This is a genomic window from Pseudomonas sp. MLB6B (genome assembly GCF_054508135.1).
Genome location: NZ_CP199313.1, coordinates 1,421,330 through 1,445,877, shown reverse-complemented (window position 1 = coordinate 1,445,877; position 24,548 = coordinate 1,421,330). Strand labels below are relative to the sequence as shown.

Below are 24,548 nucleotides of genomic sequence, written 5' to 3'. Positions count from 1 at the left end.
CTGTCAAACCAACTAGATTTTTTTAAGGCAACGATAAAGCTAGCGCCTACGACTTGACGTCCTTATCGCTCTCAATTTACACCCGCCCTTCAAACCTCCGCTATCATGCGCGCACGTTCCACCTAGCGAGTCCGCCATGCGCCGCCTGTTTTTCCTGTTGATCCTGCTGCTGGCCAGCCCCGCCTTCGCCGCCGGGCTGCTCGACGATCGCCCGAGCGCCACCCTGGGCGCAGCGCCCGGCAGCAACCAGGCCGACTTCCTGCCGGTCGAGCAGGCCTTCCAACTGAGCCTGGTCAAGAGCGACGCGCAGAGCGTGACCCTGCGCTTCGTCGCCACCGACGGCTATTACCTGTACAAACATCGCTTCCAGTTCCACAGCGAACCGGCGGGCCTGGCCCTGGGCACGGCGCAGATTCCACCAGGCCAGCCCAAGCACGACGAGTTCTTCGGCGACGTCGAGGTGTACCACGATGTGGTCGACATCCGCGTGCCGCGCCAGGACGTGCCGCAAGCCTTCACCCTGTTGGTAGGCTACCAAGGCTGCGCCGACAAGGGCCTGTGCTACCCACCGCAGACGCAGCGTCTGAGCATTCCCGGCGACGGCCCCGCCCCAGGCGCCACAGGCCTTGCGCCCGAAGAGGGCTGGAGCTGGAAGTCGCTGCTGCTGTTCTTCCTCGCCGGTGTCGGCCTGACTTTTACCCCCTGCGTGCTGCCGATGCTGCCGATCCTGTCGGGCGTGGTGCTGCGCGGGCAGGTGGGCGGCGGCCGTGGGCTGGCGCTGTCGCTTGCCTACGTGGTGCCCATGGCGGCGAGCTTCGCAGTGCTGGGGGCACTGATGGGGCTGTTCGGCGCGGGCCTTAACCTGCAAGCGCAACTGCAATCGCCTTGGGTGCTGGTGCCCTTCGCGCTGTTCTTCGTGCTCTTCGCCTTGGCCATGTTCGGCTTGTTCGAGATCAAGCTGCCGCAACGGTTGAGCGACCGTCTGGACGGCGTGGCCCAGCGCACCCGTGGTGGCTCGCTGCTGGGCGCGGCGGTGCTGGGGGTGCTGTCGAGCCTGCTGGTCTCGCCCTGCGTGTCCGCGCCGCTGGCCGGCGCCCTCTTGTACATCAGCGCCAGCGGCGACGCTTTGGGCGGTGCGCTGAAGCTGTTCGCCCTGGGGCTTGGCATGGGCGCGCCGCTGGTGCTGGTCGGCGTGGGCGGCGCGGCCTGGCTGCCCAAGAGCGGCGCCTGGATGAACACCGTGAAGAATGCCGTGGGCGTGCTGTTGCTGGGGCTGGCCATCGGCCTGCTCAGCCGCGTGCTGCCGGGGCCGGCGACGCTGTTGCTGGTGGGCTTGCTGGCGGTGGGCGTAGCGCTGTTCCTCGGCGCCCTGGAGTGGGCGCAGGTGAAGACCCCGCGCCAGCGCCTGGCGCAACTGCTGGGCCTGCTGTTGCTCACATACGGATTGGCGTGCTGGTACGGCGCGCTGAGCGGCCAGGGCGACCCATTGCGGCCCTTGCCACAGGCCACGGCGCCCGGCACAGCCCAAACCGCCGCCAGCGCCGGACGCTGGCAGACCCTGAGCACGCCGGCCGCGCTCGACGTCGCGCTGGCCGAGGCCAAGGCCGCCGGCCGCCCGGTGCTGCTCGATTGGTACGCCGACTGGTGCATCAGTTGCAAAGTGATCGAACACGAGGTGCTCAACGCCCCGGCGGTGCAACGACCTTTGAACGATTTCACCCTGCTGCGCCTGGACATCACCCAGAGCAACGCCGAACAGCGCGCCCTGCTCGACCGCTACGGCCTGTTCGGCCCACCCGCGCTGCTGTTCTTTGCGGCGAACGGCGACGAACTGCGTACAGACCGTGTGGTAGGCGAAGTGAACGTCGACGACTTCGTGGCCACCCTGAGCCGAGTGCGCAGCAAACTCCAGCCCTGACGCGCCGTCGTCATCTAAATGACCCATTTCTGGCTTTTAGTCACGTACTTTGGCCGAACCTCGGTCATCGTGCTGACTATTGCCGGGAACTGGACACTCAAAGCGGTTTGCGGCATAGTCGCCGCGCTGTGTCGAATTGCCCTACAAAACCAAGGAATCGCAGATGGCAACCCTATTGGTGCTGCATGGCCCCAACCTGAACCTGCTGGGCACCCGCGAGCCAGGCCACTATGGCGCCGCTACGCTGCCGCAGATCAATCAGGACCTGGAGCAACACGCCCAGGCTCAGGGCCACCGCCTGCACGCCTTGCAGAGCAATGCCGAGCACGTACTGATCGAACGCATCCACGCCGCACGCGACGAAGGCGTCGATTTCATCCTGATCAATCCGGCGGCGTTCACCCACACCAGCGTCGCGCTACGTGACGCATTGCTGGCGGTGAGCATCCCATTCATCGAAGTGCACCTGTCCAACGTGCACAAGCGCGAACCGTTCCGTCAGCACTCGTATTTTTCCGACGTGGCGGTTGGCGTGATTTGCGGCCTGGGCGCCCTCGGCTATCGCCTGGCCCTGGAGTCCGCGTTCGAACACCTGGCTGCGCGCGCACAGCCCTGATGACACACGGCCGTGGCCTTGGGCCGCGGCTTCGACTGAACGTTGCTGATACGTTTTCAATTTACACCCCCGACCGAATCCTGGGAGTCGCTTAATGGATATCCGTAAAGTCAAGAAACTGATCGAGCTGCTGGAAGAGTCTGGCATCGACGAGCTGGAGATCAAGGAAGGCGAAGAGTCCGTCCGCATCAGCCGTCACAGCAAGACCCCGGCCGGCCAGCAGTTCTACGCACCCGCCCCGATGGCCGCCCCTGCGCCTGCCGCCGCTGCCGCACCGGTCGCTGCCGCGCCGGCTGGCGAAGCCGCCGCGCCTGCGCTCAAAGGCACCGTGATCCGCTCGCCGATGGTCGGCACCTTCTACCGCAAGCCATCGCCGACCTCGCCGAATTTCGCCGAAGTCGGTCAATCGGTGAAGAAGGGCGACACCCTGTGCATCGTCGAAGCCATGAAGATGATGAACCACATCGAAGCCGACATCGGTGGCGTCATCGATGCCATCCTGGTCGAAGACGGTCAGCCGGTTGAGTTCGATCAGCCGCTGTTCACCGTCGTTTGAAGCGCGGAGAGCCAACGATGTCTGGGAAGCTCGAAAAAGTCCTGATCGCCAACCGGGGTGAAATCGCCCTGCGTATCCTGCGTGCCTGCAAAGAGCTGGGCATCAAGACCGTCGCCGTGCACTCCACGGCCGACCGCGAACTGATGCACCTGGGCCTGGCGGACGAATCGGTGTGCATCGGCCCGGCGCCGTCCAACAAGTCGTACCTGCACATTCCGGCGATCATCGCGGCGGCCGAAGTCACCGGCGCCACGGCGATCCACCCCGGCTACGGCTTCCTGGCCGAAAACGCCGACTTCGCCGAGCAGGTCGAGAAATCCGGCTTCGCCTTCATCGGCCCGAAAGCCGACACCATCCGCCTGATGGGCGACAAGGTCTCGGCCAAGCACGCCATGATCAAGTCGGGCGTGCCGACCGTACCGGGCTCCGACGGCCCGCTGCCCGAAGACGAAGACGCCGCGCTGGAGATCGCCCGCAAGGTCGGCTACCCGGTGATCATCAAGGCCGCCGGCGGCGGCGGTGGTCGTGGCATGCGCGTGGTGCACAAGGAAGAGGATCTGATCGCCTCGGCCAAACTGACCCGTACCGAAGCCGGTGCGGCGTTCGGTAACCCGATGGTGTATCTGGAGAAATTCCTCACCAACCCACGCCACGTGGAAGTGCAGGTGCTCTCCGACGGCCAGGGCAACGCCATCCACCTGGGTGACCGCGACTGCTCGCTGCAACGCCGCCACCAGAAGGTCCTGGAAGAAGCGCCGGCCCCGGGCATCGACGAAACCGCGCGCCAGGAAGTGTTCAAGCGCTGCGTGGACGCGTGCATCGAGATCGGCTACCGCGGCGCGGGCACCTTCGAGTTCCTGTACGAGAACGGCAGCTTCTACTTCATCGAGATGAACACCCGCGTCCAGGTCGAGCACCCGGTCTCGGAAATGGTCACCGGTATCGACATCGTCAAGGAGATGCTCAGCATCGCCGCTGGCAACAAGCTGTCGTACCGCCAGGAAGACGTGGTCATCCGTGGCCATTCGCTGGAGTGCCGGATCAACGCCGAGGACCCGAAGAAATTCATCCCCTCCCCCGGCACCGTCAAGCACTTCCACGCCCCGGGCGGCAACGGCGTGCGGGTCGATTCGCACCTGTACAGCGGCTATTCGGTACCGCCGAACTACGATTCGCTGATCGGCAAGCTGATCGTCTACGGCAAAGACCGCGAAGAAGCCCTGGCACGCATGCGCAATGCCCTGGACGAGATCGTCGTCGACGGCATCAAGACCAACATCCCGCTGCACCGCGATCTGGTGCGCGACGAAGGTTTCTGCAAAGGCGGCATCAACATCCATTACCTCGAGCACAAACTGGCCAACCAGGATTGATCGAGCGGTAATGCGATGACCCCAGACAGCCCCGGCCTTGCGCCGGGGCTGTCGTTTTCACAGGCCGCTGAGTTCCACCAGACTGATGGAATGCGTCTGGTAACCGGCACTGCCCACCGCGACACCCGCACGGTTGCGCACGACGCCATCGCTGCCCTGCACCAGCGGCTCGGACCGCACCCGGGCCATGAACTGCCGTGCGCGCAGCGCCAGCGGACCCGGCGCGCCCTGCTGCGCCGAGCGCATCAGCGGGGTGAGCACACGGTCGACCAGGTCGCCGTTCATGGTATAGACCCGGGTCAGGCCGGTACGCAGGTCCAGGGTCATGCCGTAGGTGTTGCCGAAACAGCTGGACCAGGACCAGTGCTCCCAGGTCGGCCGCAGACCGTTCTGGCGCAACACGGCGCGCACCGGCTCGCCGATGCTTTCACTGCCCAGCCAATCGCCGCCCGCCATCACCGCGCTGATCCTGTCCGAGGCTTGACTGCGGATGCGTGCCAGCACCCCGCGCACCGACTGCTCGATCAGGGGCTTGATGTTGTGATCGAAGTGGATCACCGCACCGGCCTGGGTGGTGGGGTTGTACAGCGACACGGCCACGCAGGTCTGGGCGTTGAGGGTGAACAGGTAGTCGTCGTCGGCTTCGCGGCTCAAACGCGCCACTACCGCCTCGCCTTGCAGCGCACCACGGCGGCTGTCCGGCTGGCCGGCGCCGGCGGTGATCTGCCGGGGCTGGGTGATACGCCCACCATCGCGCACCGGCGCGCCGCCACGCAAGCCGCTGCTGTTGGGTAGCCAGCGCCCTTGTGGCCCCAGAACCACGGCTTGGCGGTGATAGCTACCGGGGTTATTACCCTTGACCACGCGCAGGGTGGCGTGGGCGCTGTCGTATTCGACCTTGAACAGGCGGCCCTGCTGGCGGATGAAGTACTCGGCATCGGCCGCATCGGCCGTGGCCGTGGAACGCCAGGTGCCGGCCCAGATGCCCTCCTCACCCACTTCGTGCAAGGTCTGCGGCGCCTTCTGCACCGCCCAGTGCCGGTCGAGGCGCACATCGGGTCGGCGCATCGATTGGCTCAGCGCCGGGCGTGGCCGTAGCCAGCGCTGGCCCAGGCCGCGCACCACCGGTTTGACCGCCTTGAGGCTCGCGCCGGGCAGGTGCGCCAACAGACCGAGCGCGCCCCACGACACCTCCAGCCAGGCTTGCAACGCGCGCGCCGTGTCGCCCTTGGTGTGGGCGATCACCGCCTCGCGCAGCGGCGCCACCACGAACCAGGCCCCGATGAACGCGGCGAAAGGTGGGTAGACCATGCTCAGCGGCGCGGCGAACAGCAAGCCCTTGATCACCTGGTCGCGGATCACCTCGGCGCGGCTGGCGGTGGCGTCCTCGATATCCGCCAGCGCATGCTCGATGTACAGGTCGTACTCGTTCGCCAGGCCCGCCACTTGGTTGAGCCGGCGCAGCGCATCGCGGTGGCCGCTGCCGCTGGCCAGGGCCTGCAAACGCTTCAGTACGGCCGCATGCTGGCTGAGGCGCGCGCGCACCAGCAGATACTCGCGCAGCGAACCGCCTGCCGCCCGGTCGAGCGCGGCGTAGGGGCGAAGCTGGACGCCGTCGGGGGCGGCGGGGGTGTACAGCCAGTCCTGGGCTTCGCCGTCCCGCATCCAGCGGAACACGTAGACGCCCAGGACTGGCGCGTCGTCCAGGGTGAGGCGGACCAGGCCGGAGGTATCCAGTACGGTTTCGGCAGTGTCCTGGGGCAAGTCCAGGGTAGCGGTCGCGGCCAAGGCATTGATCCGGGCCATCAGCCCCTCGTACGTGGCACGGTCGATGTGCCCCCTGGCCAGGGCCTCGCGCACGTCCCGATCCATACCGGTGGCCAGGGCGCGGGCGAAGGTCTGACGCTTGAGGCCGTAGTCGGCGGCTTGCAGGTGCCGGGCGCGCATCGCCGCCGCGTACCTTTCGCCCAGATAGGCGCGCCGCGCGTAGCGCGCCAGGTCGGCACTGCGCAGAGCGGACAAGTCCTGGCCAACGCTTGAGCGCACGCCATGCTCTGGATGATCGATGCCGCTGTTGTCGTCGTAGCCGAAGCTCACCAGATCGACCAGATTGAACGAAACCGTGCGGCCGTCCGCCAGGCCTGGCCGGTAATCGATGATGATCGACTCGGGATCGACCGCCTCGCTCACCCCCTTGCTGCGCAGGTAAGGTTCGATGGCCTGGGCGATGGCGCCACGCGCGTAGTCCTGGAAGCTCTGCCAGCCGCCCAGGGCATCGGCGAAGTCTCGTTCTGCATGGCTCGCCTGCTGGCGCAGCAGGTTGATCGCTCGCTGTTCTTCCAGCGCCAGGGCGCTGTACCAGGCCGGAACCTGGCGGGCCAAGACCTCGTCGAGCCGGGCCTGGCGACGCGCCCGTACGCCGTGCTCGAGCGCTTGGCGATAATCGCCGAAGGGGCGCAAGTGTTCTTGTTCGGTAGACCAGCCGCTGGGTTTTTCCACCACCGCCTCGATCGCCTGGGCCACCCGCTCGCGTTCGGCAAAGGGCACCTGCGCCTGTACATAGGCGCGCCCCGGCGCCTCGCGCAGCCAGCCGACCAACTCTTCGGACAACTGCAAAGGCGAACGCAGCACTACCCATTCCTGCCCGTCGGGTTTGCCGGGTGCGTGGAGCAGCAAGGTCTGCGGCATACCCTCGTCACCGCTCAGGGTGAACACGCGCAGGTCGGCGCACAGCGCTTCGAACACCCGCACGCCATTGACCGCGACCCCGGTTCCGATGCCGGCCGCCGCCTCCAGCACACGTGCGTGCTGGGCGTCGGTCATGTGCCCGGCGCAAGCGCCGACCAGTGCGCTGTACTTGAGCGCCAGATCGGCCGCATCGAGCAGCGCGCTATTGACCTCGGAGAGGGCGGCGTATTGACGCAGCGTCTCGGGGTAGCCGGCCCGGTAGGCGGCGCCCGACAGCAACTGCTGGACCTGCTCGGCCGTCGGCACCATGCCCAGGCGTACGGCGCTACTGATGTCAGCGACTTGGTAGAGCTGGTCGAGGTCCAGCGCACCGCAGCTGGCCAGTTCGCTCAGCGTGAGTTCGATGGGTGGGCGGTCGGCGGCATCTCGACGCAGCAGGCGCAGGCGGATCAGATCGGGGGAGAGCTCGTTGTCGTACTGCTCGCGCAGCGCTTCACCGAGTCGTTGACGTACATGGGCTTGCAGGTCGATCACGGGTGAAAATAACACCATGGCGTGGTGTTCGGCGGCGCGCCACAGCTCGAGCGCTTCGGTGAGGCGCGCGCTCTGCGCCTCGTCGAGCTGTTTGCGCCAGTCCGGCAGTTGCGTCCGGCTCAGGCGGTCGATGGCCTCGCGCTCCTCGTCGGTGGCCAGGGCCGGCAGCACCGCCTGCTCGTGCCAGGCCTGCTGCAACGATTCGATCAGCAGGCGCGCCCCTGACGCATCCATGCCGGCCAGGGCGTGCGGCTGCAAGGCGTCGCCCATGGCCTGGAGGTGGGCGTCCAGCCAGGCGTCGATGCGCAGCCGGTAGTCCTCGGCCGCGTCGATGCCCGCCGGCGTAGGGCTCCAATAGCGACGTACGGCGTCTTCGTAGTGCTCCAGTAGCCGGCTACCGACGCTTTCGACCAGCTGCACGGTGGTTTCGCGGCGCTCTTCGGGGATTTCCTGGACGCTCAGATCTTCCCAGCGCCAGGGCGCATGCAGGGCCTGGTCGTAGACCACCGGCGCCTGGTTGATGTGCCGCAGCAGGGCGGCGTCGAGCATGTCCTGGGCGAAGCGCGGGTCGATCGGCCCAGGGAAGTAAGTGCGCAGTTCGATGCCGACCTGCTCCTCCAGCACTTCGAGGAAACGCGGTTGGGCACGCAGGCGCGGTTCGACGTACGCGGCCCATGCCACCAGCCGGTCGAGTGTCGCGGCAAGGGAGGAAGGTACCAGCGGGGTATCGGTCGATGTGCTCATAGGGGGAAGGCTCCAGGCAGACGAAAGGGCCGTTACCCTGCGCCCGGTACTGCCTGGGCAAGGGCTATTTATTGCTCGCCCGGCGCGGGAGTTCCCCATTTCCCGGTGCCTGGCGTAGACTGCGCGCTTTGCGCAGCCCTGCTGCTGCCCCGTCGATTTTTCTAAGGTACCCGCCATGCCCTGGCTGCAAGTACGCCTGGCCATCAGCCCGGAACAAGCCGAAACCTACGAAGATGCGCTGCTCGAAGTCGGCGCCGTGTCGGTCACGTTCATGGACGCCGAAGACCAGCCCATCTTCGAACCCGATCTGAATACCACGCCACTGTGGTCCAACACCCACCTGCTGGCGCTATTCGAAGCCGACGCCGAGCCGCAGGCGGTGTTCGCCCACCTGCAATTGCTCACCGGCGCCGCGCTGCCCGAGCACCAGGCCGAGGTGATCGAAGACCAGGATTGGGAGCGCAGCTGGATGGACAACTTCCAGCCCATGCGTTTCGGTCGGCGTCTATGGATCGTGCCGAGCTGGCACGACGCGCCCGAGCCCGAGGCCGTCAATCTGCTGCTCGACCCAGGCCTGGCCTTCGGCACCGGTACCCATCCCACCACGGCGCTGTGCCTGGAGTGGCTCGACGGCCAACAACTGCAAGGTACGCAGGTACTGGACTTTGGCTGCGGCTCGGGGATTCTGGCCATCGCCGCACTGCTGCTGGGCGCGCGCGAAGCGGTCGGCACCGACATCGACGTCCAGGCGCTGGAAGCCTCGCGGGACAATGCCGGACGCAACGGCATCGCCGAGCAGCGTCTGGCCCTGTATCTGCCCGAGCACATGCCGGCCATGCAGGCCGACGTACTGGTCGCCAACATCCTGGCCGGGCCGCTGGTGTCGCTGGCCCCGCAACTGGCCGGGCTGGTGCGCGAAGGCGGGCTGCTGGCGCTGTCGGGCATCCTCGCCGAACAGGGCGAAGAAGTGGCTGCCGCCTATGCGGACGCGTTCGAGCTCGACCCGATCGCCGAGCGCGACGGCTGGGTGCGTATCAGTGGCCGCCGCCGCGGGGCGTGAAACTCGCCAGGTGCGGGGTCGTGCGCCGCGCCTGCGCACGGTGCCGGCCGGGTGCGCCGAGCGCCCAAGGTGCGTGGGTGGCGGGCCTGGGCTCGCATGGCCGCCCGCCACCGCTTCGGTGTTGCGCAACGTCTAAAATCACTTTCCGCCCACCTTCACGGATCGCCGCATGACCGACAGTTTCGTCACCCAGTGCCCGCAATGCCAAACGCGCTTTCGCGTGACGCATCACCAGTTGAGCGTGGCCCGTGGCGTGGTGCGCTGCGGTCAATGCTTGCACGTGTTCAGCGCGGCTCGGCAGTTGCTGGAGCAGAGCCAGGCGGCCACCGGTCAGGCGCTGGCGGCCGCCGCCGAGGGTCTGCCGCCTGCGGCGCCGGCGGCGAGCACCCCCGAGCCGAGTCTGCCGCCCGTGGCGGTAGCACCCGTCGCGTCGAGCCAGGCCGACTGGGACGCCACCCATTCGGCGCTCGACGCCCTGGACCTCGACCAGGCACTGGCCAACCTGGAGCGACGGCACGTCGCCGCGCCTGCCGACCACACGGCTCAGCGCACGCCCTTGCAGGCGCGGCGCGACGATGCCGGGCTCGACGAACACCTGCACGAACCCTTCGGCATCGCCGAGCGCGGCCATGCCGATGAGCCTGCGCTGCCCCTCGCCCCGGTGCCCACCCTGGTGGAAACCCCGCAAGCCGACGAGCGCCACGACGATCCGCGCACCGAGCCGACCTTGCGCCTGGACGCCGTCGCGCCGGAACCGCTCCCCGACGAGCAGCCGCGTCTAGGCCGGCCGCTGCCCGAAGAACACTTGGCGTCTCTGGGTAGCCTCAGTGCTCTGGACGACGAACCCCATGGCGAACGCCTGTCTGCCCATGAGGAGGCCGACGAGCCGAGCCCCGAACAAGACCCCGAAGAGCGCCTGGAACCGAGCCTCGGCCCACGTCCATCGCGCAGCCTTCGCAGCGAACCGTTGATCGACGTGGTCGACGACCCGCTGCAATTGGGCTGGGAAGCGCCACCGCCACGCTGGGGCCGGCGTTTGCTATGGGGCCTGGCATGCGTGCTGGCCCTTGGTTTGCTGGCCTACCAATACGTGGCCTACCACTTCGACGAACTGGCCCGGCAGGACAGCTACCGCCCGCTGTTCCAGCAGGTCTGCCCGCTGGTGGGCTGCAGCGTGCCGACCCGCGTGGACGTACAGCGCATCAAGAGCAGCAACCTGGTGGTGCGCAGCCACCCCGACTTCAAAGGCGCGCTGATCGTCGACGCGATCATCTACAACCGAGCGCCGTTCAGCCAGCCGTTCCCGCAGCTCGAACTGCGCTTCGCCGACCTCAACGGCCAACTGATCGCCAGCCGACGCTTCAAGCCCAGCGAATACCTTTCCGGAGAGCTGGCCGGGCGCGGCGACATGCCCAGCCAGACACCGATCCACATCGCCCTGGACATCCTCGATCCGGGGCCGAAGGCGGTGAACTACAGTTTGAGCTTCCGGTCGCCGGAGTGAGACGGGCCGACACCCTTCCAATTGCTCAGATTTTATCCAATTCCGTCTTTATCCAGTCACCGAGAGCGGGTATCATGCCCACCCTTTTTCGAACTCCCATGATCCGGCCCCACAACAGGGAACACCTATGTCGGCGGTACGCATCGGCCCTTACACACTGAACAACAACCTGATCCTTGCGCCGATGGCCGGGGTCACCGACCAGCCTTTTCGCACGCTTTGCCAGCGCCTGGGCGCGGGTATGGTGGTGTCGGAGATGGTCACCAGCGACATGAGCCTGTGGAATAGCCGCAAGTCGCGTCTGCGCCGTATCCACGAAGGCGATCCCGAGCCGCGCTCGGTACAGATCGCCGGTGGCGACGCGCAGATGCTGGCCGCGGCGGCCCGCGCCAATGTCGAAGCGGGCGCGCAAATCATCGACATCAACATGGGCTGCCCGGCGAAAAAAGTCTGCAACAAAGCCGCAGGCTCTGCTTTATTGAGAGATGAAACGCTGGTCAGGGACATCCTCCACGCCGTGGTCGGCGCGGTGGACGTGCCGGTCACGCTGAAAATCCGCACGGGTTGGGACCGGGCGAACAAGAATGGCCTGAACGTGGCGAAGATCGCGGAGCAGGCAGGCATCCAGGCCCTGGCGGTGCATGGCCGTACCCGGGCCGACCTGTACACCGGCGAAGCCGAATACGACACCATCGCGGCCATCGCCCAGGCGGTGTCGATCCCGGTCTTCGCCAACGGCGACATCACCTCGCCCGAAAAAGCCCGCGATGTCCTGCAGGCCACTGGCGCCAGCGGGCTGTTGATCGGCCGCGCCGCCCAGGGGCGGCCATGGATCTTTCGCGAAATCGCGCATTACCTGGAAACCGGCGAGCACCTGCCGGCCCCGGCGCTGGACGAAGTGGAACGCATCCTGCTGGAGCACCTGGCCGCGCTGCACGCCTTCTATGGCGAGGTGATGGGCGTACGCATCGCCCGCAAGCACGTCGGCTGGTACCTGGCGACACGACCCGGCGGCAAGGAATTTCGCGCCCGGTTCAACGCGCTGCAAGACACGCAGGCCCAACGCGACGACGTTGCCGCGTACTTCCAGGCGCGTCGAGAGCACCTTGAGACAGAGGACGGACGAGGGGTGGCCGCATGACGATGATGACCGAGACATTAGTGAGTGGAACAACGCCCGTGAGCGACAACGCCAACCTGAAACAGCACCTCAACACGCCGAGCGAAGAAGGCCAGACCCTTCGCGACAGCGTCGAAAAGGCGCTGCACAACTACTTCGCCCACCTCGAAGGCGCCACTGTCACGGACGTGTACAACCTGGTGCTCTCGGAGGTCGAGGCGCCGTTGCTGGAAAGTGTGATGAATTACGTCAAGGGCAACCAGACCAAGGCCAGCGAGATGCTCGGCCTCAACCGCGGCACCCTGCGCAAGAAGCTCAAGCAGTACGACCTGCTCTAGGCCAGAATCCAACCCGAAAAGGCGGCTCCTGATAAGAGACGCCTTTTTTGCTGACTCCACCGCGTTATGGAATCCGAAATGACCGACCAGACTACCCGCCTGCCAATTCGCCGCGCCCTGATCAGTGTCTCCGACAAGACCGGGATCCTCGAATTTGCCCGTGAGCTGCAACAGCTCGGGGTCGAGATCCTGTCCACCGGCGGCACCTACAAGCTGCTCAAGGACAACGGCGTGAACGCGGTGGAAGTGGCCGACTACACCGGCTTCGCCGAAATGATGGACGGCCGGGTCAAGACCCTGCACCCCAAGATCCATGGCGGCATCCTGGGCCGTCGCGGCACCGACGACGCCATCATGGCCGAGCACGGCATCCAGCCGATCGACCTGGTCGCGGTGAACCTGTATCCGTTCGAAGCCACCATCGCCAAGCCCGGCTGCGACCTGCCGACCGCCATCGAGAACATCGACATCGGCGGCCCGACCATGGTGCGTTCGGCAGCGAAAAACCATAAAGACGTCGCCATCGTAGTCAACGCCAGCGATTACGCCAGCGTCCTCAACGGCCTCAAGGCCGGTGGCCTGACCTACGCCCAGCGCTTCGACCTGATGCTCAAGGCGTTCGAGCACACCGCCGCGTACGACGGCATGATCGCCAACTACCTGGGCACCATCGATCAGTCCCGCGACACCCTCGGCACCGAAGAGCGCAGCGCCTTCCCGCGCACCTTCAACAGCCAGTTCGTCAAAGCCCAGGAAATGCGCTACGGCGAGAACCCGCACCAGAGCGCGGCGTTCTATGTCGAAGCCAACAAGGGCGAGGCGAGCATTTCCACCGCCGTCCAGCTGCAAGGCAAGGAACTGTCGTTCAACAATGTGGCCGACACCGATGCCGCGCTCGAATGCGTGAAGAGCTTCGTCAAGCCGGCCTGCGTCATCGTCAAGCATGCCAACCCGTGCGGCGTGGCCGTGGTGCCCGACGAAGACGGCGGCATCCGCCAGGCCTACGAGCTGGCCTACGCCACCGACAGCGAGTCGGCCTTCGGCGGCATCATCGCCTTCAACCGCGAGCTGGACGGCGCCACTGCCCAAGCCATCGTCGAGCGGCAGTTCGTCGAAGTGATCATCGCGCCGAAAATTTCCCAGGCCGCCCGCGACGTCGTGGCCGCCAAGCAGAACGTGCGTTTGCTCGAGTGCGGCGAATGGCCGGCCGAGCGCGCCGCCGGTTGGGACTTCAAGCGGGTCAACGGTGGCCTGCTGGTGCAGAGCCGCGACAACGGCATGATCAGCGCCGACGACCTGAAGATCGTCACTAAACGCGCCCCGACCGAACAGGAAATCCACGACCTGGTGTTCGCCTGGAAAGTGGCCAAGTTCGTCAAGTCCAACGCCATCGTCTACGCCAAGCAGCGCCAGACCATCGGTGTCGGCGCCGGCCAGATGAGCCGCGTCAACTCTGCGCGCATCGCCGCGATCAAGGCCGAGCACGCCGGGTTGCAGGTGCAGGGCGCGGTCATGGCCTCGGACGCGTTCTTCCCGTTCCGCGACGGCATCGACAATGCCGCCAAGGCGGGCATCAGCGCGGTGATCCAACCGGGCGGCTCGATGCGCGATGCCGAAGTGATCGCAGCGGCCGATGAAGCCGGCATTGCCATGGTCTTCACCAACATGCGCCATTTCCGCCACTGAGTTTTTGCGATCGGCCGCGCTGAGGCAGGCATCTGCTGCGTTGGGGCCGGTTTCGCTGATGCTCATTGCCAGGAGGCAACTCCGCTCAGCGAAACCGGCCCCGCCTTGCATCTACCTGCCTCATCGCGACCTTGTACAGCGTGAGGCCTGGACCCACGCCCGACAGCATTCGAGGTTTTTGACATGAACGTTTTGATCATTGGCAGTGGTGGGCGTGAGCACGCCCTGGCCTGGAAAGTCGCGCAGGATCCGCGCGTTGAGAAGGTCTTCGTCGCGCCCGGTAACGCCGGCACTGCCACCGAGGCCAAGTGCGAGAACGTCGCCATCGACGTCACCGCCATCGAACAGCTGGCGGACTTCGCCGAGCAGAACGTGCAACTGACCATCGTCGGCCCGGAAGCGCCGCTGGTCAAAGGCGTGGTCGACCTGTTCCGCAGCCGCAACTTGGACTGCTTCGGCCCCACCCAGGCCGCCGCGCAACTGGAAGGCTCCAAGGCTTTCGCCAAGGATTTCCTGGCTCGTCACAAGATCCCTACCGCCGAATACCAGAACTTCACCGAGATCGAGCCGGCCCTGGCCTACCTGCGAGAGAAAGGCGCGCCCATCGTCATCAAGGCCGACGGCCTGGCGGCGGGCAAAGGCGTGATCGTCGCCATGACGCTGCAGGAAGCCGAAGATGCAGTGCGTGACATGCTGGCCGGCAATGCGTTCGGCGATGCCGGTTCGCGGGTGGTCATCGAAGAATTCCTCGACGGCGAAGAAGCCAGCTTCATCGTCATGGTCGACGGCCACAACGTGCTGCCCATGGCCACCAGCCAGGACCACAAGCGCGTCGGCGACAAGGACACTGGCCCGAACACCGGTGGCATGGGTGCCTACTCCCCTGCCCCGGTGGTCACTGCCGAGGTGCACCAGCGGGTGATGGACCAGGTGATCTGGCCCACCGTGCGCGGCATGGCCGAGGAAGGCAACGTCTACACCGGTTTCCTCTATGCAGGGCTGATGATCGACAAGGCCGGCAACCCCAAGGTCATCGAATTCAACTGCCGCTTCGGCGACCCGGAAACCCAGCCGATCATGCTGCGCCTGGAGTCGAGCCTGGTGCTGCTGGTGGAAGCGGCGTTCGCCAAAGCCCTGGACAAGGTCGAAGCGCAGTGGAACCCGCAGCCGAGCCTGGGCGTGGTGCTGGCGGCCGGTGGCTATCCGGGCGACTACGCCAAGGGCCAGGTCATCGAGGGTCTGCTGGCGGCAGCCAAGCTCGACGGCAAGGTCTTCCATGCCGGCACCGCATTGCAAGACGGCAACGTCGTGGCCAACGGCGGTCGCGTGCTGTGCGCTACGGCCCTGGGCGAGAGCGTTGCGCTGGCGCAGGAACAGGCCTATCGTCTAGCCGGGCTGGTGAGCTGGGAGCAAAGCTTCTACCGTACCGACATCGGCTACCGCGCCATCGCCCGCGAACGTGGCGAGCACCACGACTGAGCCTGGGTATCGCGTCGCGCGGCGCTCCAGGCTGCGCGGCGCCCGACCGGCCGAGCCTGCGCGGTCGGCCTTGTGTTCGTGCAGACGCGCCGCGCATAGTGGCCAACCGGCTATTGAGCTAAGAAGGGATTTCGTCTTGCGTCGGCTTCGGATTGCCATTGCCCTGATCGTCAGCCTGCTGACCGCACTGAGCCTGCTTCCGGCCCTGGCCGAGGAACGTGAAGGCTGGTCGATGCTGCTCGACGAGCAGGCCAACCTGCAATTGAGCGACGTACGCTCGGCGCGCTACCTCAATCAATTCAGCCCGCAAGCGCTCGACCAGCTCGATGCCGCCAGCCCCGACCAAGCGTTGTGGCTGCACTACCGCCTCGAGCCCGGCGACTCGCAACGCCTGCTGCGCCTGTTCGCCCCCGACCTTTCCCGCCTGGATCTGTATGCCCTGGATGGCGGCAAGATCGTGCGCCAATGGCACCACGGCGTGCAGATCGATGGCGGCAGCCCGACCCTGCGCGGCAGCGAACATGTGCTGCCGTTGCCCAGCAGCGAGCGCCCGCTGGAGCTGTACCTGCGGCTGGTGTCCGAGCATCAGCTGCGCCCCGCGATCAGTCTGGAATCGCCTGCCGAGGCGGCCTCCGACCAACGCCTGCCATTGCTCTTCGGCCTTTTGATCGGCGGCATGCTGATGCTGATCCTCGACAACCTGGCGCGTTTCGGCAAGACCCGTTCGACCACCGCGCTGGTGCTGGGCCTGTACCATGCGCTGATGCTGCTCAGCGCGCTGATCCTGCTCAACCTCAGCGGGCCCTGGTGGCAGCTCTGGCACAGCGCCCAGACTCCAGCGGCCTACCTGACCCTGGTTCTGGCCGGCATGGCTGGGCTGTACTTCACCCTGCACTATTTCGCCGCCTGTGGCATCCCACGGCTGCGCCGCGTATTGCAGGTCGAAATGGTGGCCACCGGCCTTGGCGGCCTGCTGCTGTTGTTCGTCGATACCCTGCCGCTGAGTGCGATCACCTACGGGCTATCGATCCTCAGCAGCGCCACCATGCTGTTGGTCGGTCTCTGCCATTGGCACCGCGGCTACGCACCGGCGCGACCGTTCAGCCTGGCCATGCTGATCTTCAACGCGGGGGGCCTGGTGTTGCTGCCGGCCCTGCTCGGCCTGACCCGCACGCCTACCCCCTGGCTGTTGTGCATCCTCATGGGCTTGGCGGTACTCAGCGGCCTGCTGCTCAACTTCGCCGTCAGCGAGCGTCTGTGGCGGATCAGCGAAGAGCGCTTCCGCGCCAGCCGCGCCCTGGCCGCCAGCGACGCCGAGATCAATGCCAAGGCCGAGTTCCTGGCCAAGATCAGCCATGAAATCCGCACACCCATGAACGGCGTGCTGGGCATGACCGAACTGCTGCTCGGCACCCCCTTGTCGGTCAAACAGCGCGACTACGTGCAGACCATCCACAGCGCCGGCAACGAACTGCTGACCCTGATCAACGAGATTCTCGACCTGTCCCGGCTCGAGTCGCGGCAGATCGAACTGGACGATGTGCAGTTCGACCTCAACGCCTTGGTGGAAGACTGCCTGAACATCTTCCGCGGCAAGGCCGAGCAGCAGAACATCGAGCTGATCAGCTTCGTCCATCCGCAAGTGCCACAGGTGATCAGCGGCGATCCGACACGGCTGCGCCAGGCCTTGTCGAGCCTGCTGGAAAACGCCGTGAAGAACACCGTACAGGGTGAGGTGTTGCTGGTCGTCGCGCTCGATCAGCGCAGCGAGCAACCGCGCCTGCGCATCACCGTGCAGGACAGCGGCGAACCGATGCCGCGCGCCGAACGCGAAGCCTTGCTGCAGGCCGAGTTGCACAGCCATCAGTTCCTCTCGAGCAACAAGCTTGGCGGCCACTTGGGCCTGGTCATCGCCAAGCAGTTGATCGGCCTGATGGACGGCGAGTTCGGCATCAAGACCAGTACCGGCGTCGGCAACAACCTGTGGCTGACCCTGCCGCTGGACCCAGCGCGCCTGGAGCAGCCCACCACCGACCTCGATGGTCCGCTGCGCGACGCCCGTGTGCTGGTGGTGGATGACAACGACACCTGCCGCAAGGTGCTGGTGCAGCAGTGCACCGCTTGGGGCATGAACGTCAGCGCAGTGCCTTCGGGCAAGGAAGCGCTGGCGTTGCTGCGTACCAAGGCGCACTTGCGCGACTATTTCGACGCGGTCCTGCTCGACCAGAACATGCCCGGCATGACCGGCATGCAACTGGCCACCAAGATCAAGGAAGACCCGAGCCTGAACCACGACATCCTGGTGGTGATGCTGACCGGCATCAGCAACGCGCCGAGCAAGATCATCGCGCGCAATGCCGGGATCAAGCGCATCCTCGCCAAACCGGTGGCCGGCTACACGCTGAAGACCACCCTGGCCGAAGAGCTGGCCCAGCGCGGCCGCGAGCAGTCCGGACCGGCGCCGGCGCTCGGCCCTGGGGCGACACTGGCGCTGCCGAGCGACTTCCGCATTCTGGTCGCCGAAGACAACAGCATCTCCACCAAGGTGATCCGCGGCATGCTGGGCAAGCTCAACCTGGAGCCGGATACCGCCAGCAATGGCGACGAAGCGCTACAGGCGATGAAGTCGCAGCGCTACGACCTGGTGCTGATGGACTGCGAAATGCCGGTGCTCGACGGCTTCTCCGCCACCGAACAGCTGCGTGCCTGGGAGACCGCGAACCTGCGCGCCCGCACACCCGTGGTGGCGTTGACCGCGCACATCCTCAGCGAGCACAAGGAACGGGCCAAGGCGGCGGGCATGGACGGACACATGGCCAAACCCGTCGAGCTCTCGCAGTTGCGCGAGTTGATCCAGCGCTGGGCCGGACAAAAGCCGCCCGCCGACGGCGCCTAGGTCTGCGTACCCGTCGGGCACCGTCGCCGAAGAGGGGCTGGGATTCAAGTCGAAGGCTCGAGCCGAAACTCACGGATCTGCCGACTTTGCTGAGCGGCCAAGGCCTTGGCGACTTTCGTCCGATGCTGTTGTTCGAACAAGCGTACGTTGAACCTGACCAACTCGGCCCTGACGCGGGTCTTACGCTGTTCGTCGAAGAGAAAGCCGAGCGTGCTGGACTGTGCCGTCAGCGTCTCATGGCACAGCACCATGTCGACCCGACCTCCGCCGCTCGGCGCGCAGGGCAGCAGGCGGAAGCTGCCGCACTCGATGGCGCTGCGCTCGAACTGCAACAGCGTCGGCGGCGCGCCGTGCAACCCTGCGTAGGCCAGGCGCATGGCGTCGACATGCTGCTCGCCGGCCACCTGCCCGATCGCCATCAGCGCCTTGTCGCGTATGCGCTTGCGCTGCTCGTCCGGCCAGTGCACCTGCTCGGCGCTGAGCGCATCCCACCCGTAGAACTGCAACTGCCTGCGGTAGTAGTCGAACCAATCCGTGACCACCCCCTCCTTGTGCGCCTGCGCGGTGCTCTGCTCGGCCATCAACAGCGCCAGCATGACCGACTCGCGCCGAGTCTGGTCGATGTGTGGCATGAATGAAACGATGCTACTGCCCACTACGGCAGCCCCTGGTGTATCCATATGCACCTCCGGCGCAGCACAGGGCGTGCTGCGTCGTCTATTCAGTGAAGCGGGAATGCCTGGCAGGCGCCTGCGCCCGCAGACCCGAAAAAGCGTGGCTCAGAGCTGAGGCAGCTTGATGGCCAAGACACCTTGGGTGGCATGGGCGCCCAGTTTGCCGAGGATGTCTTCGCGCACGTTGGCATAGACCGCAGCGTTGAACGTCAGCACCGCAGTGCCCTTGTAGAACTCGTTGCCTTCGATGTGGACGTTGATGCCCAGCACATCCAGGTCGTTGTCCGGGGTCTTGACGTCCACGGCACTGACCACCATGTACAGCGAGCCCTCGGACTCGACGCAGCCGACGATGCCGGTCAGGCCGTGCAGCGTGTTCTTTCTCTTGGACAAGAACACTTCGACGTCCTTGGTCATGGCTTCCAGGCCACTGAAGGCTTGCTCGGCCAACGCACCCAAGGCTTGGCCGATGGGGCCGCCCAATGCTGCGCGGCCCACTGCGCCAAAGACATTCAAGGCTACCGAGCCTACGGTGATGCTGGTATTGGAAGCGGTCTGCTTGTCATAGGCGCGCTCCTGCACGCTCCAACCGCACGTGCGCATCACTTCCAGCATGCGCTCGAACCACTCCTCGCGCTGCTCCTTGCGGCTGAACTCGGCGCTGGCCGCCAGGGCGGCGAACTGGAAGCTGTTCTGCGCATCCAGGCGATTCTGGGTCGACATGCCGGCACGGTAGGTGGTGACGACGGTGTCGACCAACGCGGCCGTATTTTCGGTGGTGGGGGTTTTGGACGTATCGTTCATGGCTGGTTTCCTCAAGTAAGCCCGTCCGTTCTGGACGGGGGGCCCACTCTAGAAAGACCGGCGCGAAGATGGCGGCTCGAAACGTTTCCCTGGCTCAGGGCGGCGTGGGGTACCAGCGTGGGGTGTAGACCCATTGGCTGCCGTCGGCGCGCGGGAAAGCGCAGGTGGTCGAAGAGCCGACCAGGACCATGGTGCGCATGTCGACCATGTCGGGCGTCAATTCCTCAAGGCTCACCACTTTGAGGGTCGCGCCGGGCCGGCCGACGTCGCGCCCCAGTACCACGGGCGTCTCGCCCGCGCGGTGTCGGCGTACCACCTCCAGCGCCCGCCCCAGCTGATGCGGGCGGGACTTGGAGATCGGGTTGTAGAAGGCCAGCACCAGGTCGGCCTGGGCCGCGAGGTCGAGGCGGGTCTCGATGATCGACCAGGGCTTGAGGTTGTCCGACAGCGACATCACGCAGAAGTCGTGCCCCAACGGGGCGCCGGCCCAGGCCGCGGTGGCCAGCGACGCCGAAACGCCGGGCAGTATCTCCAATTCGACCCGGTGCCAGCTCGGCTCGCTCGAAGCGTGCAGCGCTTCGAGCACTGCGGCGGCCATGGCGAATACGCCAGGATCGCCCGATGACACCACCACCACCGAACGACCCTGAGCGGCCAGTTCGAAGGCATGTCCGGCACGTTGCAGCTCTTCGCGGTTGTCGGTGCAGTGCAGGCGCTGGTCGTCGCGAAACGGGCCGGCCATGCGCACGTAGGTTTCGTAGCCGAGCACGTCCTGGGCGGCGGCCAGGGCTTGCTTCACTGCCGGCACCATCAACTGCGCGGCACCGGGGCCGAGGCCCACCACCGACAGACGACCGCGGCGCACGCCGATCCGCTCGACCGAAAGCGGCGCCGGGGCCACGACCACGTGCAGCGTGCCGATCCGCTGGCAGGTCGCCTCGGGCAGCGCGCTGGCCAGCCATTGCTCCAGGCCGTCGGCGCCTGCGGCAAAGCGCAACGGGACCTGCAAGGCGTCGGCGGCGGCATGCAGAGCCGGGTCGGCCATTTGTGCGTCGGTCGCCAGCAGGCATGCCAGGGCCGGCGCTGCAACGCCTGCGATCTGCAAGGCGTGGCGCACCTGCGCGACCAGATCGTCCGTGTCCGCACCGACCGCCACCAGCACGCAGCGGCTGTGGATCGATAGTTCGTCGCGGTTGTTCGGTCGCGCCTGCCACCCAACATGCAAGATGCGCTGCGCCTGCTCGCTGCACGGCAGTTGCGCGGCATCGAGCCAAGGTGCCTGGCCCTCGATGCGCAGTCGCTCACCGGCGAGCAGATCGGAGACGAAGCGTTTGCCCTGCTCCAGGTCGGCCAGCACGTAACCCGGCGGTGGGTTGAGCAGGCAGGTACCGAAGCGCAGCTCGCCGCTGGTGGTGATCGCCGCCTGCACCTGCAAGTGCGCGGCCAGCTCGCGGGCCATGCGGTTGACGCCGCTCAGCCCACCGAGCAAGGGCACCACCGCGCTGCCGTCTTCGGCCAAGGCCAGCACCGGCGGCTCGGTTTCCTTTTCGCCGAGCACGCCGGCCAGGCTGCGGATGACGATGCCGGCAGCGCACAGGGCCAGGATCGGCATGCCCTGCCGGTACAGTGCGCGCAAGTGCTCACCGAACGATTCGAACGGCTGGTCGACGCCGTCCACCCGTCCCTGCAAGCCGTGGATCGACGCCTGTGGATAACAGGCCTGCACGCGGCGCGCGGTCGCCAGGCTGCCCGGCCCGAGCACGACGATGGCCGGCGCCATGAGGTTCAACCCTGCCATTTTTCCCCCGGCACGATGATCAGCGAGAAATACGGCGAGGACTGCGGATCGACCTCGGCCAGCGGCACGATGCGCTGGTTGGCCATGGTCGCCCGCTCGACGTACAGCGCGCGGCCGTCCATACCCAATTCGACCAGCACGTCGCGCACCTTCGGCAGGTTGCGGCCCAGCTTCATGATCACCGCCGCATCGGCGTCGGCCAGGCGCCGCTTCAGGGCCTCGGCCGGCAATACGCCGGAGAGCACCGACAGGCTCTGGTTACGGTACACCAGCGGCGCACCGAGCACCGAGGCGCCGCCGAGCATCGAGCACACGCCCGGAATCACCTGCGCCTCATAGCGCTCGGCCAGACGGTCGTGCAGGTACATGTAGGAGCCGTAGAAGAACGGGTCGCCTTCGCAGATCACCGCCACGTCGCGGCCGGCATTCAGGTGCGCGGCGACCTGCAGGCTGGCTTCGTCATAGAAGTCGCTGATGATCTGTTCGTAGGACAACGGCGCCGGCAGCGCTTCCGTCGTCACTGGGTACACCAGCGGCAGCAAGGTCTGCTGCGCCTGCAAGTGCCCTTCGATGATGCCGAAGGCGTTGCCGCGCTTGCCCTTGGCGACGAAGTACGCCACCACGGGCGCCTCGCGCAGCAGGCGCAGGGCCTTGACGGTGATCAGTTCCGGATCGCCCGGGCCGACGCCCAGGCCCAGCAAGCGTCCACGCGGCTGCATCATTCCACCTCCGTGGCCAGGGCGTTGACCGCCGCCGCCGCCATGGCACTGCCGCCCAGCCGCCCTTGCATGATCACGAACGGCACGCCGCGGCTGTCGGCGGCGAGCATGGCCTTGGACTCCGCCGCGCCGACGAAACCGACCGGGAAGCCCAGGATCAGCGCGGGCTTGGGGGCGCCGGCGTCGAGCATCTCCAGCAGGTAGAACAATGCGGTGGGCGCATTGCCGATCACCACCACGGCGCCCTCCAGGTGCGGCCGCCACAGTTCCAGCGCCACCGCCGAGCGGGTATTGCCGGCCGACTTGGCCAAGTCCGGCACGCTGGGGTCGCGCAGGGTGCAGATGACCGGGTTGTTGGCCGGCAGGCGCGCCCGGGTGATGCCTTCGGCGACCATGTGCGCGTCGCACAGGATCGGCGCCCCGCCCTGCAGCGCCTCGCGCCCGGCGCGGCCGGCACCTTCGGAAAATTGCAGACCGTCGATGGCCTCGACCATGCCGCAGGCATGGATGACCCGCACGGCGAGCTTTTCCAGATCGGCGGGAATGCGCTCCAGGCGGGCTTCCTCACGGATGATTCGGAAGGAATTGCGATAGATCTCCTGACCGTCGCGGATGTAGTCAATCATCAAGGTGCTCCGTCTGCAGGGCGAGCAAGGCGCCTGCGTCTTTCAAGGTAAGGTCGGACCCGCGTAGCAGGCCGAAGCCCGGCACATGCGGGTCACGCAAGTAGAGGTCGTAGCGGCCCGGCCCACGGGCCAGCAAGGTGGCCGGCGCCACGTGGGCGGCGGCGCAGGAGCGCGGGCAGCCGCTCAGGTGCACGCTGGCCGGTGCGCCGGGGCCGAGCAGGGTCGCCAGGGCGCGGGCGTCGGCCTTGGTGTCGGCCAGGGCCTTGGCGCAGCCGCGGGTGCCGGTACAGGCGATCAGGCGCGCCAGCGGCTGGTCGTTGGCGCAGAGCAGGCCCAACGCAGCCAGCTTGGCCATGGCGGCGGGCTGCCGCGCTTCGTCGAGAGAGGGCAACACCAGGCTCTGCCACGGGGTCAGGCGCAGGCTGCCGTCACCCCACTCACGGGCGATGCGGGCGGCGCCGCGCAGCATCGCCGGGGTCAGCCGGCCCAGTGGCGGAGCCACGCCCAAGGCGCTACCGCTCGACTGCGCCAGCCTGCCCAGCCAGCTCACGGGCAGGTGCGCGCGATGCCAGCCCAGCACCGCGGGGTCGCGGCGCAGGTCGAGGGCAAGGCCCTGTACGAAGGTGTCTGCCGGTATGCATTCGAGCATCTGGCGCATACGCGACTGGTCGGCGCGGGCGTGCGTCAGGAAGCCTTCGAGCACCGCGCGTACCAAGTCCAGGCCACGTTCAGGGCGAACGGCGCCGAGTACGGGGCCGGCCGTCGGTGAGCTCGCCAGGCCGAGGCCCAGCCAGGGCTCGCCGTCGAGGGTCAGCGCGGACAACCATAGGTCATGGGGATGGTCGAGCATCGCCAGTGCCTCGCCGCCGTCCAGTTGCACGGCGAACTTGGCCGACAGTTGGTGGAACGCCGGGGTGTTCTCCAGCAGTGCGAGGATCTGCGCGGCCAAGGGCCGGGTGTCCAGCACGCGCTGCGGATCGAGACCGGCCAGTGGGCTGAGCATCAAGTTGCGCACGTCGTCGCCGGCCGCCTCGCGGGGGCCGAGGCCGGCGTCGAGCAGGTGCTGGATCAGGGCCGGGTGCTCGCTGCCGATGCCGCGAATCTGCAGGTTGGCGCGGTTGGTCGCCTCGATCACGCCGCCCGCATAGCGCTCGGCGGCGTCGGCCACCGCTTCGGCCTGGGCAGCCGACAGCGCGCCGCCGGGCAGCTTGACGCGGCAGATGCCGCCGTCACGGGCGGCAACGATGCGCCACAACCCAGGGCAAGCCGAGGGGCGAGGCGAAATGTCGAGGGGCTGGGCCTGCTTCAAAGGAGTATCCGGCAATCGTCGAAGAGCGCTTCGGGGGAGAAGGCGCGGTATTATGCCTGCTTTGTCCGGCGGCATGAAAAGCCGGTGGTCGAGGGCCGTCGTCGGC

18 protein-coding genes are annotated in these 24,548 nt (G+C 66.7%); 11 read left to right on the top strand and 7 right to left on the bottom strand.

The window, feature by feature from the left end; all coding sequences use genetic code 11:
* The first annotated feature begins 136 nt into the window (after nt 1-136).
* From ACSMEV_RS06265 to accC, 4 genes are all read left to right on the top strand, one after another.
* The gene (locus ACSMEV_RS06265; protein ID WP_459207666.1) at nt 137-1,918 is read left to right on the top strand and encodes a protein-disulfide reductase DsbD; all 1,782 of its coding nucleotides are present in this window, start codon (nt 137-139) and stop codon (nt 1,916-1,918) included.
* A gap of 163 nt (nt 1,919-2,081) precedes the next feature.
* Nucleotides 2,082-2,534, top strand: coding sequence for a type II 3-dehydroquinate dehydratase (aroQ, locus tag ACSMEV_RS06260; protein ID WP_459207665.1), 453 nt, complete (start codon nt 2,082-2,084; stop codon nt 2,532-2,534).
* 94 nt (nt 2,535-2,628) lie between these two features.
* Complete coding sequence (gene accB, locus ACSMEV_RS06255) at nt 2,629-3,090, top strand: acetyl-CoA carboxylase biotin carboxyl carrier protein (RefSeq protein ID WP_413045430.1); 462 nt, start codon at nt 2,629-2,631, stop codon at nt 3,088-3,090.
* 17 nt (nt 3,091-3,107) lie between these two features.
* Complete coding sequence (accC, locus tag ACSMEV_RS06250; RefSeq protein WP_296269347.1) at nt 3,108-4,463, top strand: acetyl-CoA carboxylase biotin carboxylase subunit; 1,356 nt, start codon at nt 3,108-3,110, stop codon at nt 4,461-4,463.
* A 57-nt stretch (nt 4,464-4,520) separates the two neighbouring features.
* Here accC and ACSMEV_RS06245 read toward each other — a convergent pair whose 3' ends face one another.
* Nucleotides 4,521-8,429: a type III effector 1 gene (locus tag ACSMEV_RS06245; RefSeq protein ID WP_459207664.1), complete on the bottom strand. Its 3,909-nt coding sequence runs from the start codon at nt 8,427-8,429 to the stop codon at nt 4,521-4,523.
* 175 nt (nt 8,430-8,604) lie between these two features.
* Here ACSMEV_RS06245 and prmA point away from each other — a divergent pair, with 175 nt between their 5' ends.
* From prmA to ACSMEV_RS06210, 7 genes are all read left to right on the top strand, one after another.
* On the top strand, nt 8,605-9,489 hold the full coding sequence (prmA, locus tag ACSMEV_RS06240; protein WP_459207663.1) for a 50S ribosomal protein L11 methyltransferase: 885 nt from the start codon (nt 8,605-8,607) through the stop codon (nt 9,487-9,489).
* A gap of 169 nt (nt 9,490-9,658) precedes the next feature.
* Nucleotides 9,659-10,993, top strand: a complete 1,335-nt coding sequence (locus tag ACSMEV_RS06235; protein ID WP_459207662.1) for a DUF3426 domain-containing protein — start codon at nt 9,659-9,661, stop codon at nt 10,991-10,993.
* A 127-nt stretch (nt 10,994-11,120) separates the two neighbouring features.
* A complete protein-coding gene (dusB, locus tag ACSMEV_RS06230; protein ID WP_459207661.1) occupies nt 11,121-12,134 on the top strand; it encodes a tRNA dihydrouridine synthase DusB in 1,014 nt (337 codons plus the stop codon).
* Nucleotides 12,131-12,451: a DNA-binding transcriptional regulator Fis gene (fis, locus tag ACSMEV_RS06225; RefSeq protein ID WP_008093076.1), complete on the top strand. Its 321-nt coding sequence runs from the start codon at nt 12,131-12,133 to the stop codon at nt 12,449-12,451. Before dusB ends, fis begins: the two co-directional genes overlap by 4 nt.
* A gap of 78 nt (nt 12,452-12,529) precedes the next feature.
* Nucleotides 12,530-14,137 (top strand): bifunctional phosphoribosylaminoimidazolecarboxamide formyltransferase/IMP cyclohydrolase, encoded by a 1,608-nt coding sequence (gene purH, locus ACSMEV_RS06220; RefSeq protein WP_459207660.1) that lies wholly within the window; start codon nt 12,530-12,532, stop codon nt 14,135-14,137.
* A gap of 183 nt (nt 14,138-14,320) precedes the next feature.
* Nucleotides 14,321-15,616, top strand: a complete 1,296-nt coding sequence (purD, locus tag ACSMEV_RS06215) for a phosphoribosylamine--glycine ligase (RefSeq protein ID WP_459207659.1) — start codon at nt 14,321-14,323, stop codon at nt 15,614-15,616.
* A 136-nt stretch (nt 15,617-15,752) separates the two neighbouring features.
* A complete protein-coding gene (locus ACSMEV_RS06210) occupies nt 15,753-18,512 on the top strand; it encodes a hybrid sensor histidine kinase/response regulator (protein ID WP_459207658.1) in 2,760 nt (919 codons plus the stop codon).
* Between the two features lie 44 nt (nt 18,513-18,556).
* Here the strand turns inward: ACSMEV_RS06210 and ACSMEV_RS06205 are convergent, their stop codons facing one another.
* The 6 genes from ACSMEV_RS06205 to cobG all read right to left on the bottom strand — a co-directional run bounded on the left by ACSMEV_RS06205 (nt 18,557) and on the right by cobG (nt 24,457).
* Nucleotides 18,557-19,144 (bottom strand): hypothetical protein, encoded by a 588-nt coding sequence (locus tag ACSMEV_RS06205; protein ID WP_459207657.1) that lies wholly within the window; start codon nt 19,142-19,144, stop codon nt 18,557-18,559.
* Nucleotides 19,145-19,291: 147 nt separating this feature from the next.
* A complete protein-coding gene (locus ACSMEV_RS06200; protein ID WP_459207656.1) occupies nt 19,292-19,990 on the bottom strand; it encodes a hypothetical protein in 699 nt (232 codons plus the stop codon).
* A 94-nt stretch (nt 19,991-20,084) separates the two neighbouring features.
* The gene (gene cobJ, locus ACSMEV_RS06195) at nt 20,085-21,788 is read right to left on the bottom strand and encodes a precorrin-3B C(17)-methyltransferase (RefSeq protein WP_459207655.1); all 1,704 of its coding nucleotides are present in this window, start codon (nt 21,786-21,788) and stop codon (nt 20,085-20,087) included.
* The gene (locus tag ACSMEV_RS06190; RefSeq protein WP_459207654.1) at nt 21,776-22,510 is read right to left on the bottom strand and encodes a precorrin-2 C(20)-methyltransferase; all 735 of its coding nucleotides are present in this window, start codon (nt 22,508-22,510) and stop codon (nt 21,776-21,778) included. Before ACSMEV_RS06190 ends, cobJ begins: the two co-directional genes overlap by 13 nt.
* The gene (locus tag ACSMEV_RS06185) at nt 22,507-23,133 is read right to left on the bottom strand and encodes a precorrin-8X methylmutase (RefSeq protein ID WP_459207653.1); all 627 of its coding nucleotides are present in this window, start codon (nt 23,131-23,133) and stop codon (nt 22,507-22,509) included. The genes ACSMEV_RS06190 and ACSMEV_RS06185 overlap by 4 nt, the downstream gene beginning before the upstream one ends.
* Nucleotides 23,126-24,457: a precorrin-3B synthase gene (cobG, locus tag ACSMEV_RS06180; protein WP_459207652.1), complete on the bottom strand. Its 1,332-nt coding sequence runs from the start codon at nt 24,455-24,457 to the stop codon at nt 23,126-23,128. The genes ACSMEV_RS06185 and cobG overlap by 8 nt, the downstream gene beginning before the upstream one ends.
* Between the last annotated feature and the right edge of the window lie 91 nt (nt 24,458-24,548).

Bases quoted from the DNA above. Each gene is read 5' to 3' on its own strand.
- ACSMEV_RS06265 (WP_459207666.1), top strand. From the start codon at position 137: ATGCGCCGCCTGTTTTTCCTGTTGATCCTGCTGCTGGCCAGCCCCGCC.
- aroQ (WP_459207665.1), top strand. From the start codon at position 2,082: ATGGCAACCCTATTGGTGCTGCATGGCCCCAACCTGAACCTGCTGGGC.
- accB (WP_413045430.1), top strand. From the start codon at position 2,629: ATGGATATCCGTAAAGTCAAGAAACTGATCGAGCTGCTGGAAGAGTCT.
- accC (WP_296269347.1), top strand. From the start codon at position 3,108: ATGTCTGGGAAGCTCGAAAAAGTCCTGATCGCCAACCGGGGTGAAATC.
- ACSMEV_RS06245 (WP_459207664.1), bottom strand. From the start codon at position 8,429: ATGAGCACATCGACCGATACCCCGCTGGTACCTTCCTCCCTTGCCGCG.
- prmA (WP_459207663.1), top strand. From the start codon at position 8,605: ATGCCCTGGCTGCAAGTACGCCTGGCCATCAGCCCGGAACAAGCCGAA.
- ACSMEV_RS06235 (WP_459207662.1), top strand. From the start codon at position 9,659: ATGACCGACAGTTTCGTCACCCAGTGCCCGCAATGCCAAACGCGCTTT.
- dusB (WP_459207661.1), top strand. From the start codon at position 11,121: ATGTCGGCGGTACGCATCGGCCCTTACACACTGAACAACAACCTGATC.
- fis (WP_008093076.1), top strand. From the start codon at position 12,131: ATGACGATGATGACCGAGACATTAGTGAGTGGAACAACGCCCGTGAGC.
- purH (WP_459207660.1), top strand. From the start codon at position 12,530: ATGACCGACCAGACTACCCGCCTGCCAATTCGCCGCGCCCTGATCAGT.
- purD (WP_459207659.1), top strand. From the start codon at position 14,321: ATGAACGTTTTGATCATTGGCAGTGGTGGGCGTGAGCACGCCCTGGCC.
- ACSMEV_RS06205 (WP_459207657.1), bottom strand. From the start codon at position 19,144: ATGCCACACATCGACCAGACTCGGCGCGAGTCGGTCATGCTGGCGCTG.
- ACSMEV_RS06200 (WP_459207656.1), bottom strand. From the start codon at position 19,990: ATGAACGATACGTCCAAAACCCCCACCACCGAAAATACGGCCGCGTTG.
- cobJ (WP_459207655.1), bottom strand. From the start codon at position 21,788: ATGGCAGGGTTGAACCTCATGGCGCCGGCCATCGTCGTGCTCGGGCCG.
- ACSMEV_RS06190 (WP_459207654.1), bottom strand. From the start codon at position 22,510: ATGATGCAGCCGCGTGGACGCTTGCTGGGCCTGGGCGTCGGCCCGGGC.
- ACSMEV_RS06185 (WP_459207653.1), bottom strand. From the start codon at position 23,133: ATGATTGACTACATCCGCGACGGTCAGGAGATCTATCGCAATTCCTTC.